The sequence below is a fragment of the Nostoc sp. genome (genome assembly GCF_036917975.1).
In the GTDB taxonomy this organism is placed as follows: domain Bacteria; phylum Cyanobacteriota; class Cyanobacteriia; order Cyanobacteriales; family Nostocaceae; genus Nostoc.
Window position 1 is genome coordinate 122,511 of sequence record NZ_JBALEJ010000049.1, and the last position, 13,093, is coordinate 135,603.

16 protein-coding genes are annotated in these 13,093 nt (G+C 41.5%); 5 read left to right on the forward strand and 11 right to left on the reverse strand.

All coding sequences use genetic code 11. The features are described from left to right. Positions 1-222: 222 nt before the first annotated feature. Positions 223-1,686, forward strand: coding sequence for a S8 family serine peptidase (locus tag V7K76_RS21705; protein WP_334951805.1), 1,464 nt, complete (start codon positions 223-225; stop codon positions 1,684-1,686). A gap of 31 nt (positions 1,687-1,717) precedes the next feature. Here V7K76_RS21705 and V7K76_RS21710 read toward each other — a convergent pair whose 3' ends face one another. The 7 genes from V7K76_RS21710 to V7K76_RS21740 form a co-directional block, all read right to left on the reverse strand. After that, positions 1,718-2,239: a YceD family protein gene (locus V7K76_RS21710; protein ID WP_334951803.1), complete on the reverse strand. Its 522-nt coding sequence runs from the start codon at positions 2,237-2,239 to the stop codon at positions 1,718-1,720. Positions 2,240-2,489: 250 nt separating this feature from the next. Beyond that, positions 2,490-3,017 carry a Jag family protein gene (locus V7K76_RS21715; RefSeq protein ID WP_334951801.1) on the reverse strand — a complete coding sequence of 176 codons (528 nt, stop codon included), beginning with the start codon at positions 3,015-3,017 and terminating at the stop codon, positions 2,490-2,492. Further along, positions 3,014-4,165 carry a membrane protein insertase YidC gene (gene yidC / locus V7K76_RS21720; RefSeq protein ID WP_334779753.1) on the reverse strand — a complete coding sequence of 384 codons (1,152 nt, stop codon included), beginning with the start codon at positions 4,163-4,165 and terminating at the stop codon, positions 3,014-3,016. The genes V7K76_RS21715 and yidC overlap by 4 nt, the downstream gene beginning before the upstream one ends. Positions 4,166-4,394: 229 nt before the next feature. Continuing rightward, the gene (locus tag V7K76_RS21725; RefSeq protein ID WP_334779752.1) at positions 4,395-4,787 is read right to left on the reverse strand and encodes a PH domain-containing protein; all 393 of its coding nucleotides are present in this window, start codon (positions 4,785-4,787) and stop codon (positions 4,395-4,397) included. Further along, complete coding sequence (gene rnpA / locus V7K76_RS21730; protein ID WP_334779751.1) at positions 4,774-5,196, reverse strand: ribonuclease P protein component; 423 nt, start codon at positions 5,194-5,196, stop codon at positions 4,774-4,776. Before rnpA ends, V7K76_RS21725 begins: the two co-directional genes overlap by 14 nt. 25 nt (positions 5,197-5,221) lie before the next feature. Further along, complete coding sequence (rpmH, locus tag V7K76_RS21735; protein ID WP_094327629.1) at positions 5,222-5,356, reverse strand: 50S ribosomal protein L34; 135 nt, start codon at positions 5,354-5,356, stop codon at positions 5,222-5,224. Between the two features lie 226 nt (positions 5,357-5,582). Continuing rightward, on the reverse strand, positions 5,583-6,095 hold the full coding sequence (locus tag V7K76_RS21740) for a DUF2808 domain-containing protein (RefSeq protein WP_334779750.1): 513 nt from the start codon (positions 6,093-6,095) through the stop codon (positions 5,583-5,585). A 766-nt stretch (positions 6,096-6,861) separates the two neighbouring features. Between V7K76_RS21740 and V7K76_RS21745 the strand changes: the two genes are divergently transcribed. The 4 genes from V7K76_RS21745 (at position 6,862) to V7K76_RS21760 (ending at position 10,828) form a co-directional block, all read left to right on the forward strand. Further along, positions 6,862-8,034, forward strand: coding sequence for a Re/Si-specific NAD(P)(+) transhydrogenase subunit alpha (locus V7K76_RS21745; RefSeq protein ID WP_334779965.1), 1,173 nt, complete (start codon positions 6,862-6,864; stop codon positions 8,032-8,034). Positions 8,035-8,139: 105 nt separating this feature from the next. Then, complete coding sequence (locus V7K76_RS21750) at positions 8,140-8,433, forward strand: NAD(P) transhydrogenase subunit alpha (protein WP_179066403.1); 294 nt, start codon at positions 8,140-8,142, stop codon at positions 8,431-8,433. Then, entirely contained in the window at positions 8,430-9,836 is a 1,407-nt protein-coding gene (locus tag V7K76_RS21755) for an NAD(P)(+) transhydrogenase (Re/Si-specific) subunit beta (RefSeq protein WP_334779749.1), read from the forward strand. The genes V7K76_RS21750 and V7K76_RS21755 overlap by 4 nt, the downstream gene beginning before the upstream one ends. A gap of 257 nt (positions 9,837-10,093) precedes the next feature. Next, positions 10,094-10,828, forward strand: a complete 735-nt coding sequence (locus V7K76_RS21760) for a hypothetical protein (RefSeq protein WP_334779747.1) — start codon at positions 10,094-10,096, stop codon at positions 10,826-10,828. Positions 10,829-11,093: 265 nt separating this feature from the next. Here the strand turns inward: V7K76_RS21760 and V7K76_RS21765 are convergent, their stop codons facing one another. From V7K76_RS21765 to V7K76_RS21780, 4 genes are all read right to left on the reverse strand, one after another. After that, on the reverse strand, positions 11,094-11,543 hold the full coding sequence (locus tag V7K76_RS21765) for a type II toxin-antitoxin system VapC family toxin (RefSeq protein ID WP_334779746.1): 450 nt from the start codon (positions 11,541-11,543) through the stop codon (positions 11,094-11,096). After that, complete coding sequence (locus V7K76_RS21770) at positions 11,540-11,818, reverse strand: hypothetical protein (protein ID WP_334779745.1); 279 nt, start codon at positions 11,816-11,818, stop codon at positions 11,540-11,542. Before V7K76_RS21770 ends, V7K76_RS21765 begins: the two co-directional genes overlap by 4 nt. Before the next feature lie 39 nt (positions 11,819-11,857). Next, positions 11,858-12,094, reverse strand: a complete 237-nt coding sequence (locus tag V7K76_RS21775) for a hypothetical protein (RefSeq protein WP_334779743.1) — start codon at positions 12,092-12,094, stop codon at positions 11,858-11,860. A 232-nt stretch (positions 12,095-12,326) separates the two neighbouring features. Then, positions 12,327-12,782, reverse strand: a complete 456-nt coding sequence (locus V7K76_RS21780; RefSeq protein ID WP_334779741.1) for a DUF29 domain-containing protein — start codon at positions 12,780-12,782, stop codon at positions 12,327-12,329. Positions 12,783-13,093 lie beyond the last annotated feature (311 nt).

Genomic DNA, 13,093 nt, shown 5'->3' on the forward strand with positions numbered 1-13,093 from the left:
TTAATTTTTAGGATGTAACAGAGTTGCTAAAACTTGGAAATTATACTCAAATATTTCCAGTTTTCTTAAGTTTATTTGTCAAATACATATCAATTTTATATTGAGAAAAATATTAATTATTTAATTAATGATAACAATCTTTAAAACCTGAAAATAACTAAGGTTTTGACAGTTTGCTTATATTGCCAAAATAAAACTGCAATTCCTAAGGGGGGGATACTGATGTCTATGGACTATATGAGTAATAATTCCTTATCTAATAACGGTCTAAATATTAGCTCTCTCCCTTCATATAATTACTTAAATCTCAACAATAACTACGACTTGAACTTCAATAGTTATAGTAGTTTTAACCAAGGGACAAGTTATTTAGAGACGGACATTAATCAGAATCAGCAGTTTACTTCGACTTCTCTTAGCACTAGTGGAACATATAATCCCATCTCCGGCTATGGCTTAATTGATGCCGCCTCAGCCGTGGCTCAAGCTGCTGGTCAAAATACCTTTTCTGACGTTCCTAATCTTGGTGCTAATAATTGGGGAGATAACCTGGTAAAAGCTCCAGAAGCTTGGGCAAAGGGATATACAGGTAAGGGTGTTGTCGTTGCCGTTCTGGATACTGGGGTAGATTATAATGATACACAGTTGCAAAATAATATCTGGACAAACCCCAATAATGATGCGGCACAAGGGTATGCTAATGATGTTCACGGATGGAACTTTGTGGACAACAATAATAATGTCTTAGACACATCCACAATCGGTCATGGCACTCATGTTTCTGGCATCATTGCTGGAGAAAACAACGGTTCTGGCATCACTGGTGTTGCTTATGATGCCAAGATTATGGCAATCAAAGTTTTGGATAACTCTGGTGCTGGCTCTGACACTACCATAACAGAAGGTATTTACTATGCCGTGGATCATGGAGCTAATGTGATTAACCTCAGCCTGGGTGGTGCTTATCCTAACATGGCTCTAGAGTCAGCTATTCAATATGCCAGTAGCAAAAATGTTGTTGTTGTCATGGCAGCTGGTAATGATAGTGCCAACACCCCCGATTATCCAGCAAGTTATGCCAAAAACTGGGGACTAACAGTAGGAGCGGTAGATCAGAATAACAATATAGCCGACTTCTCTAATCGTGCTGGATCTGATCCACTTGCCTACGTTACTGCACCTGGTGTGAATATTTCCTCTACAATTCCAGGTAATCAATATGCGACTTATAGTGGTACATCGATGGCAACACCTTTCGTTGCTGGTGTCGTTGCTCTCATGCTGAGTGCTAACCACAACTTGACTGATGGTGAAGTCCGTGAGATTGTCACACAGACAGCACAGCATAGTACACAAACTACAACCTCAGAAGATATTGCCAGCCCTACACTCAACAGCATGATTGCCAGCACTAGCTTCAGTAGTCAACTTGTAGCCGAGAAAATGATTGAAATTTCTAGCTCAGAGGTTATGTCTATAATCAACAGTATGGTTACTAGCCCGATAATTGGAAGCAACAATATTTTAATTAACTCAGATATTCAGTCACAATCTTTGAGCAACGACCAGAAGACTTTTGACGATAGCAGTAGTAATGATAATACTGATGCTGAAAACATTAACCTACTGGAACTGTACCAAAACAATAAAACAACTAGCCTGCGTAGGCAGGCTAAGTTGGTGTAGCCCCAGACTTCAGTCTGATGGAATTACCGAATTACTGTCCCGAAAGTTGCTTTTTCAGTGCTTCTAGAGAAGCCCAACGGTGATCAATTGGAGTTTCAGGACTATCAGAACTATCAACAGTACTACTTACAGGAATACCTGGACAATTGCGATCGCACAGTTGCCGTTGTGGTACTGCCAAGCACATCTGCTCATACAGCCACTCGTTGGGATAAAAATAACCATCGGGCGGTAAGCTTTCCAGCAACTCTTCCATAACTACTTCCCTTTCTAAGGGCAAGTCATTTGCCTGATTTGCAGTTTCGTCTAACCAGATGATTTCTTTCGTATCAAGCCCTAAACGTCGATTGTATTGCTGCAAACATCGGTTGCAGGTACAAGTAATAATTGTTTCTGCCTGACTAGACACTTGCAAGTAATTACCATGATGCTGTACGCGCACGTGGCCGCGAACTGGCGTCAAGGTTTCCAGACCAGGCAGAAATTCATTAACCTGAACTTCCTCTGTCCGCTCCGGGGCTTGAGTTAGCTGCGGAATATAAATTGCGTCCATAGGATTCGTGAGATATCCTCACTAAAATTTATCTTCATTATCAGCAATTATACTGATAATACATCTTTATTTTATCTCTTAAGAACAAGAGAAATTTTGAAATTATATAGTTATGAGTTTTCAATTAACTCATAACTCTGACAATTTTAGATTTTGGTTCGCACCTTTGGTGCGCTTACAGCGCAACTTGGATTTTGGATTGAATAAAAAATCTAAAATCTAAAATCTAAAATCCAAAATTGAACGACTCCTAACTCCCAACTCCTTCCAAGGAAGCTGGACGGACAACCAGATGACGATGCGGTTCTTTACCCCGACTGAAGGTTTCCAAATCTCCAAATTCTTTCAAGAAGGTATGGACTTGGCGACGTTCAGCAGAACTAAGAGATTTGATTTCCACTTCTCTACCAGAAAAGCGCACTTCATCGGCTGCTGCTTCTGCTAATGCGCGAATTTCGGCTTCTCTTTTGACGCGGTAGCCATTCAACTCAATGGTGTAAGAGGCTTGTTCCTCTAGGGGTTGACTGAGGTTTAGAACCGAATTTGCTAGATACTGAATCGCATCTAGCACAGAACCATCAGCACCAATTAATACCTGGATTTGTTCTGAGGTTAAATTAGTTTGATCAATTGTCAACCAGTAGTTATCTGGTTCTGGGGAATCGCCATCTTGAGATTGGGCAGTTTCTAAATGACCCTGAATCTCAGATGGTATTCCAGTGAGTTCTAGCAGTGTTTTTAACCACTGCTGACCTCGCTGCATCGAAATGTTGCTCATGATCCCCCTGTAGCCTTTTTCTTGGCACTTTTTGGTTCAAATGGGAGTGCCTTTTGTTCTGTAACTGCGACTTCTTTCTCCTGGGTTTCCACGATTTTTTGCAGTTCTTCTGGTAGAGGCTCGCGGGAGAGAAGATAAGTTTGTGCGGTTTGGAATATATTACCAATCACCATATACATCAGCACTCCAGCCGGCAGGGGGAAGAATAAAAACATCCCAGAAAAGATGACGGGAGTGATTTTGTTAACTGTATCCTGCTGCGGATTGCCACCACTGGAATTTTGCCCAGAAAGCATTTGGCTAACATAAAGGCTGATTCCAAAAAAGACAATCATGGCGACGATATCCCAGTGGATTGTACCGTCTGGATCTTGTGCGCCAACCCTGCCTAAGGCATCGATGAATAGAAAGCCTTTTTCTGCTGCTAGTCCGGGAATTGTTCCTTGAATGCTAACTTCTCCTGGTTGCAAGGCTTCTACATTACCTTCAGCATCAATTTTTATCCTATCTTCACCTTTGGTAATTTTCCAATCAGGAGTCAGCTTATTTTCTGGGTGTTCTGCTAAAAGTACCTGAAATGGTTTACCTTCAACAGTCTGATACTGTATCTTGGTTTGCTCTCCCACTGCTAGTTTGTTTCCGCTGGGAATGATGGCAGCTACTTTAACGTGTTCTCCATCGGCAACGTAAATATTTTGAGGGGCAGTGGCAAAAGCTTGCGGTTGAATTTGTTCGATTTGTTCTGCAGGAACAATTTGCAGGTTAACACTGTAGCTTGCACTTGCGAAAGGTGAACCCCGCAAAGTGGCAAACAGGGCTAACAAAACTGGCATTTGTATTAGTAATGGAAAACAGCCTGCCAAGGGATTGCCAAATTCTTTTTGAACATTGACCATTTCCTCCTGCTGCTTTTGCGGTTCATCCTTATAGCGCTCTTTTATTTCTGCCATCCGCTTCTGCATCAGAGGTTGTACAATTCGCATCTTCCGCATGTTGCGAATTGAGCCAGCACTCAGGGGATAGAGCGCGAAGCGGACTATCAAGGTCAAAGCAACGATCGCTAATCCGTAGCTAGGCACTATACCATAGAAAAAATCTATGATTGGCAGCATCACGTTGTTCGAGAGAAAGCCGATACCAAAATCCATTATTCTGAATTCAACCTGAGGTACTGTAAACTGAATCTAATTTATCTAAATCATCATTTGTCGGCGACTATCTTTCGCTACGGATAGCCGCACATTTCAAAAAAGGGGAGTAGGGAGTGGGGAGTGGGGAGTGGTATGAAGTTTTTAGTAAGTGAGAAGTTCGGAATTTTAGATTTGATGTAAGTAAATTTTGCATTCACTATTCCCTACTCCCCACTCCCCACTCTCATCACTTGTTGGCAGTGGCGACATATTCGGGATTTTTCGCGGCAACTCTTTCGCTGATGTAGTCATAGACTTCCCGAAAGTTGGGAATTGCACGTAATTCGAGACGACTGCCATTTTTTAGGGTGATGGCCATATCTCCCCAAAAGCCAAGGCCACGGGGGACTTTGACGATTTTGACAATTTCTGAATAAATTACGTCAGTGCGATCGCGCCCTTGCCAACCTCCGATCACCGTAATTCGGCGATCGGTGATGCGAAAACGCAGCCACAATGCCCTGACAATTGCTCCGACTGTTAATGGTATGCCAACAACAGTTAGCCCAATCAGCAGGTTGATAATTAAATCCCCAATGTGGGGGCCACCTTCATAATAAACATCTTCACGAATTCCCATCGAACACCTCAGCTTGTGCCAACAACTGCTCTAATTCTTGCAGAAATTGTGGGCTTACGCACTTAGATTCTGCTGCTGTGGGTTTGACAATGACCACTAGCCGCCATCCCGGTAATAATTTTGGTAGTAAATTGTGTAAGGCAGCAGTAATTTGCCGTTTGATTCGGTTGCGAACTACTGCCCTTTTGCTGACTTTTGTGCTAATCGAAATGCCAATTCGCGTGCTGGCAAGATGTGCTGAGTCAGTTGCTTGTGTAGTCTGAGTGGCAGTATCTAATGCAGGTTTGATTGAATACATCGGTTTTAAGGCTCTTAATGTTAAATAAGAGCCATGACGCCGAATTCCTTCGCGGAAAACTGCCTGGAAATCCTTTCGGGATTTTAGCCGATTTGCTTTGGGCAAAGCCACAGATGCTCTTTTAGCTTGATATTCCCTAAACGCTCAGGCGGTGACGCCCTTTTCTTCTTCTGGCGCTAATCACGTTTCTGCCGTCTGGTGTCCGCATCCTAGCGCGAAAACCAGAAGTTCTTTTTCTCTTACGGCTAGTACCGCCCAGTGTTCTTTTCATACTGTTCTCCTCTTAGGTGATTTTTATAAAAACTCACAATCTCTAATTGTATCACTTTATTAGGGAATTGGGAATGGGGCATTGAGAAGACGCAGAGGGGCCGGGGGCAGAGGGGAAAACTCTTCTCCCCTACTCCCTACTCCCTACTCCCTACTCCCTACTCCCTACTCCCTACTCCTTACTCCCTACTCCTTACTCCTTACTCCCTACTCCCTACTCCCTACTCCTAACTGATGCTCACAATCCATGTTCCCAAATAACGCAGCAGTGGCACATCGCCAGGGGAGAGGACTTGACAGTTAAAATAGTAAACTCCACCGAAGGGTGGGTTTTGTACGTTAGATAAGACTAACTCAACCTTACTACCTGCTGGCACCGGCTCTTCGGGAAAAATATTAATCAGCTTACCTTCTTTGTCCCACTTCACTTCCGAAAGCTTAACGGCTTTGTCTTTGACTCGGACTTCAATGTTTTTCGGGTCAAAAATTCCTTTGTAATAATCGGGGTAGGTAATGGCAAATTGACCAACTGCCAATTTCATTTTTTGGGCTGGAATCCTCAATATGTATCGATCCCAACCATTAGCTTGTCCACCAAAATCTAACCGAAAAGGCAGCTGATTCTCGCCTTTGACGCCGCTAAACAGCGTTAATCCAGGTAAACTTTGCGCCCAAGTCAGGGCTGGTAATCCAGTAACCAAAAAGCCAGTCACGGCTAAAGCAGAAAGTAAACGTCGCATAATCGGGTTTCCTCTTACCAAAAGATAAATCTGTTATCTAAAATAACTGTGTGTTAGTATTCTTTACTAAACTTTACTACTGACTTCCTGACAATGGACGTTTAATTGTGATAAAAAGTGCCATTTTCCCCAAAGTTTGGTTGGTAGTAAAATTACTTAGTATTAGATTCGATGTAGGATATTAAATTTACTTCATTCCCTTGTAAAGTCTTGATTTGATTAGTTTAGTTGGTCTAAATTTGAACTAGATAGAAACACAGTTGGAATTAGATTGTATTTCTAAATATGTATAAGTGTATCTAAATTTGATAATTTTGTTATAAAAATTGAGCCGCGCCATCAGCGATCGCCACTTAGAATTAGGCTAAATTGATTAAAATAAGTTGGAATGAAAGTCGTAATCATTAAAATTTGATTGGAAAATTATCAAGCTTTCAAAATTCGGTCAATATTACTCTATAAGAAAGGAATACCAAAATTTCTCAATCCCGAAAATAAGCTGAAGATAAAAATGCAAAATTTGGGAATCAATTTAGGATGTGCAATATGTAACCCTGTTTGCAACTATCTGAAAATATGACATCTGCGAACGGCAAAGTCAGGCTTTGCCTAAAGAGCTAAGAGTGGGAGAGGAAAGATTCAAGGTTCAATCTACAAGTAAAATTCATGGCTGATGTTGCTGCCTAAGTACTATGAGCGCAAGACACCCATCGTCTGGACAATCGCTTACTTGGCAGAGATTAAGCATTTATCTTCAGGAGATTTCATGAGAATAGCAGTTGCTAAAGAAATTGAAGTTTGTGAACGTCGTGTGGCATTAATTCCTGACACAGTTACCAGATTGGTAAAACAAGGTTTGGAAGTGTGGGTAGAAGCAGGTGCAGGAGAGCGATCATTTTTTGGCGATTCTGACTATGAAGCCGCAGGAGCCACAATTATCAGCGATACTGCCAAATTATGGGGCGAAACAGATATCTTACTGAAAGTCAGTCCACCGCAAGAACGAGAAGATGGACGCTCAGAAATTGACTTGTTAAAGGAAGGGGCTGTTTTAGTCAGTTTCCTCAATCCCTTGGGAAATCCCATTGTGGCGCAGCAACTAGCAAATCGGAAAGTCACCGCTTTGAGTATGGAGATGATTCCCCGTACCACCAGGGCGCAAAGTATGGATGCTTTGTCTTCGCAAGCTTCATTAGCAGGTTACAAGGCAGTATTAATTGCCGCAGCTGCATTACCGAAATATTTCCCGATGTTAACCACAGCCGCAGGTACGATCGCACCAGCGAAAGTATTTATTATGGGCGCTGGTGTAGCCGGATTGCAAGCGATCGCTACCGCCAGACGTTTGGGAGCAGTGGTAGAAGCCTTTGATATCCGTCCCGCCGTCAAAGAAGAAGTGCAAAGCTTAGGGGCAAAATTCGTTGAAGTTAAATTAGACGAAGAAACCGTCGCCGCAGGTGGTTACGCCAAGGAAATCTCTGAGGCTAGCAAACAACGTACCCAAGAAGTTGTTGCCGAACACATCAAAAATTCTGATGTGGTGATTACCACGGCTCAAGTACCTGGGAGACAAGCGCCACGACTAGTTACAGAAGAAATGGTGGCACAAATGAAACCCGGTTCAGTGATTGTAGATTTGGCTGCTGAACAAGGTGGTAACTGCGCCTGCACCGAACCCGGCAAAGATATTGTGTGGAATGGTGTAACAATTATCGGCCCCATCAATCTCCCATCATCGATGCCAATTCATGCCAGCCAATTGTATGCCAAGAACGTAACATCGTTGATGCAATTGTTAATTAAAGACAAAGCTTTGCAGGTGGACTTTAGCGACGACATCGTTGATGCAGCTTGCGTTACCCACGCTGGTGAAATTCGCAATCAACGAGTGCGGGATGCGCTACAAGTTTTGAATACTCAACAACCGGCAGTTAGTTAGGGAGTAAGAATTTTAGATTTTAGATTGAAATTTAATCCAAAATCCAAAATCCAAAATCCAAAATTGAATCGCCCAATGCCCATTTACAAAAGGAGTTTTGATTTCATGACAGAGGCATTACTTGCTGCTTTGTTTGTATTTGTTTTGGCATCTTTTATCGGTTTTGAAGTCATCAACAAAATCCCACCGACTTTACACACGCCCTTAATGTCAGGCTCAAACGCGATTTCTGGCATTTCGGTACTGGGAGCAATAGTTGCTGCTGGTGCTAGAGAAACGAATGTGTCAGTAATTCTTGGTTTGATTGCTGTGGTATTAGCAACAGTCAACGTTGTGGGTGGTTTTTTAGTGACAGACAGAATGTTGCAAATGTTCAAGAAGAAGGAGATTAAGGCGTGAGCGACTTTTTACCAACTGGCATTCAGCTGACGTACTTAGTCGCTGCATCGTTATTCATTCTGGGCTTGAAAAAGCTGGGATCACCTGCTACAGCGAGGAACGGTAATATTGTAGCGGCTGTAGGGATGCTGCTAGCAATTGTAGCAACAATGCTGGATCAACACGTGTTGAACTACGAGATGATATTGTTGGGCTTGGCGATTGGATCGCTGATTGGTGCGATCGTAGCTTACAAAGTCCAAATGACCGAAATGCCCCAAATGGTGGGTTTACTCAACGGTTTGGGCGGTGCAGCTTCGGCGCTAGTAGCCGTTGCCGAATTCTGGCGGTTATTAGATAGTTCTCAGCCGATACCCCTAGATGTCAACATTTCCATGCTGTTGGACGTGTTAATCGGTGGTGTTACATTCACCGGTAGTTTTCTCGCCTTTGCCAAATTGCAAGGTTTAATTAGCGGTTCCCCGATTACATTTCCATTCCAGCAACCATTTAACCTTTTGCTTCTGGGTGCGTATCTGGTAGGTAGTGCCTATTTAATCATCACACCAGATAGTTTACCCATATTCTTGGGAGTAGTTGGCGTTTCATTGGTGTTGGGTGTGATGTTCGTCATCCCCATTGGTGGCGGCGATATGCCGGTGGTCATTTCGCTGTTGAACTCCTTATCAGGTGTAGCGGCGGCAGCGGCTGGATTCGTGGTGATGAACAATATGTTAATCATCGCTGGGGCTTTGGTGGGAGCATCTGGCTTAATCCTCACCGAAATTATGTGTAAGGCGATGAACCGCTCCTTATTTAGTGTGCTGTTCAGCGCTTTTGGTACAGGTTCTAGTTCTGGTGGTGCTGCTGCTAGTGGTGGTGCAACTGATCAAACCGTCCGCAGCATCGATCCTGAAGAAGGGGCGATGATGTTGGGTTATGCCCGTTCTGTGGTAATTGTACCTGGTTATGGTATGGCAGTTGCCCAAGCGCAACATAGCGTCCGGGAATTGTCAGATCAGTTAGAAAAAATGGGTGTTGATGTTAAGTATGCCATTCACCCCGTTGCTGGGAGAATGCCGGGACACATGAATGTGTTGCTGGCGGAGGCAAATGTGCCTTATACGCAGTTGTACGACATGGATGATATTAATCCCCAGTTCGATCAAGCGGATGTGGCTTTAGTAATTGGGGCAAATGATGTGGTAAATCCGGCGGCGCGGAGTGATACAAATAGCCCGATTTATGGTATGCCGATTTTGGAAGTTGATCGGGCGAAGCAGACGATTGTAATTAAGCGCGGGATGAGTACGGGTTTTGCCGGTGTAGATAATGAGTTGTTCTACAAGGATAAAACTACGATGCTTTTTGGTGGCGCTAAGGATATGGTGGCGAAGTTGGTTTCGGAAGTGAAGCAACTTTAACGAACCGCAGAGGCGCAGAGAGCGCGAAGTAAAGAAAGAATGTAGAGAGTTTGCTTGCTTTGGGGGTTTGATGCTTCTGAGGCAAGTTTTTTGTTGGGGAATTATCTCACGCAAAGGCGCAAAGAATAAAAAGTTTATTTATTATAGACTTGATAATTTAGGAAAATTTTAACTTTGGTTATTTAACTTGACATTCCATATATACTCGATTAGTTTTGACGAACAAGTTTTAATTTTTTCAGTAAAATAACAGAGTTATGTTGAGTCAAGATTTTTTTAATGATGAGTTTCTAGAAAAAAGAGTTGATACATTTTATGGATATGGTAATTATAAAGGAAATTATTGGTTTATTGGTATGGGAGAAGCAGGAGGAGAAGATTTTCAAGATATTGAAAAAAGAATAAATATATGGTCAAACAGGGGCAAATGTGAAATAGATGATGTTGCAGAATATCATATAGATATGGGAACATGGGACGAAAACATACAACCAACATGGAATAAATTGATTCGCATTCTCTTAAGTGCTAAAGGAACAGTGAATATTCATATAGAAGATGTCCTTAAATATCAAATAAACGAATTAGCTAGAAAAGATAAAGAGACTTGTTTATTAGAATTATTACCTTTACCCTCACCATCTCTTAAACATTGGATATATGGTGAACATTCTCAGCTTACTTTTTTATCTAATAAAGATACTTATAAAAAATATTGTCTTGAAAAGCGAATAAATCATATTAGTCAAAGAATAAAAGAACATCAACCTAAAGCTGTTGTTTTCTATGGTATAGGATTTAAAGATTATTGGAGAAGAATAACTGAAAAAATAACGGATATTGAGTTTTCACCAACTTCAGAAGGTTTCTTAATTTGTCAAAATACTCAGACTGTGTTTGTTATCGCTAAACATCCTGTAGCTTTTGGCGTAACTAAACAATACTTCCATGACATTGGGAGAGCGATCGCTGCTAAAATAGCGGAAAAATAATTATTTGCGTAGTTTGTGGTTCGTTTAAAAAAAGCGATCGCCTGTAAAAACTCCACAGTGCGATCGCCCTTTTCTTTCTCTGTATTCTCTGCGCCTAATAAGGTTCGTTAAAAAGAGCGATCGCTTGCAGCAAAACCTCTATTGTGCGATTGCTCTCTTCTGGCTCTGTGTTCTCTGCGCCTCTGTGGTTCGTTAAAAAAAGCGTAGGCGAAGCCCGCCGTTCGCGGAGCGTCTCGTAGAGAAGGCATCGCTCTGCAATATATAATTAAGACTGCGGTGTAACACTGCGCGGATCAACAACTATAATCGCAGAAAAACGTTTAAAGTCATCAATATTAAATGTAATTAGATGTGTAATCTGGTGCGTTATCATCGCCGCAACTAAACGTGCATCATGCACCTGTTTTCCCATGACTTGGTATTTTACAATTAGAGATTCCCACTCACCAAAAATTTCAGGTGTATCAAGGTGTAGTATAAATATCTTCTTAAGTTTCTCAGTTTCTTGTAATGCTTGAGCCGTGGATAAACCTAAACCATTACTATTAATTGGTCTTGTAGCAACAGCCCAAAACTCAATGAGATTCTGTGGAATTATATATAATAATTCACCTTGTCTCTTAAGCATCAAGATCGCTCTTTGAGTATCAAAGTGCATTGGGCTATTCTTCTGCACCAAACGCAGCAAAATATTAGTATCCACCAAATAGCTCATAACATTTCATTTTCTCTGGTGTAAATACTCTCTCGACTAATCGCTTCATCTGAAAGCGCTGGTGCTAATGAAAAAGCAGGACTATTTATTAAGTCTGTTAATATAGCTTCCCATTCTTCCTGAGTTGATACTTGATAAAAAAAACTTTCTTCATGGCTGGTTAAACTGTTTTCAATCAGAGATGCAAGATAAGCTTCTACCGATAAACCTTGTGCAGCAGCTTCAGCAATGAGACGAGCCTCTATTTCTGGTTTCAATTGTAACTGTATGGTCATTTATTGTCTCCTATCCTAATTCCCTGAGTTGTGGAAGTCTTAATCTGGATAGTCGCAAAAGTCTTCTCCCTCTAAGTCAGAGAATATATCTAATTCACTACCAGGTGCATAATCTACAATAACTGTCACTGCCGCTAGTGTTAATTGGCGTTTTTGCTCATCTTTGGTAAGTGAGTATTTTTCTTGAAGAACTAATTGCAGGGCTGACTCAGCTATCTTCAGGCGATCGCTTATGCTCAGGTTTGGGAGTGCTTGGAGAATTTCTTTAGTTTCCATATTAATTCATAGAGCAACTCATATTACTAATGCTAGTGAAATTATAATAAGCGATCGCCTGCAAAATCTCCAGCGTGCGTAGGCGTTCGCGTAGCGTCTCCAAGAGTTGCCCGCCGTAGGCATCGCTCTCTTCTTGCTCTGTGTCCTTTGCACCTAATAAGGTTCGTTAAAAAGAGCGTAGGCGAAGCCAGCCGTTGGCATCGCCTGCAAAATCTTCACCGTGCAATTATGATTAATTTGGAAAAAAATCAGAATCTAAGGTTTCATCAACAGAAAAAGGATAGTCTTTGGGAAAAATAGACAGAGGAAGACCTGTTTCAATAGATGCTTCTTTTCTAGCGTGTTGGTAACAAATGTCAAAAACTTCCGTGTAATAGTATTTTAAGCTAGGACTATCTACAAATGTTTCTTGTAATCTTTGACGATGTTCATAGATTGTATATAACCAGCTATTAGATCGGTTCTGGGGTTGAAATTTGTATTTGAGAAGGTGCATTAAAAGCACTCTAAGATTACTCCTTAAAGCATTTTTCTCACTTCTTCCCATACTTTCAATTTCTTCAATTAAATTTTCTAACTCTAATTCTAAAAATTTTTTGTTTTTTAATAAATCAACAGTGTATTCTAACCACAAGTGATAATCTTGTGCATAGAGACTATTTGTTTTAGGAACAGATTGATTGCTCATAATCTTCTCCTTTCTGGATATATAATTTTAACATTGTTAGAGGATTTAGCCGAAGCCTTACTAGATTTATCAATGCAAGCTGATTTAGTGGCTTCGTTGCAACATCAGCAATAAAATATGTATTCTACCAAGCGTAGGCGTTCGCGTAGCGTCTCGTAGAGAAGCCCGCCGTACCACTTCGTGGAAGCAAGCTACGCGGAGCGTCTCGTAGAGAAGGCATCGCTCTCTTTTTCCTCTGTGTTCTCTGCGTCTCTGTGGTTCGTTAAAAAGAGCGTAGGCGCTTTGTTAAAAAAGCGATATTATAGCAACTT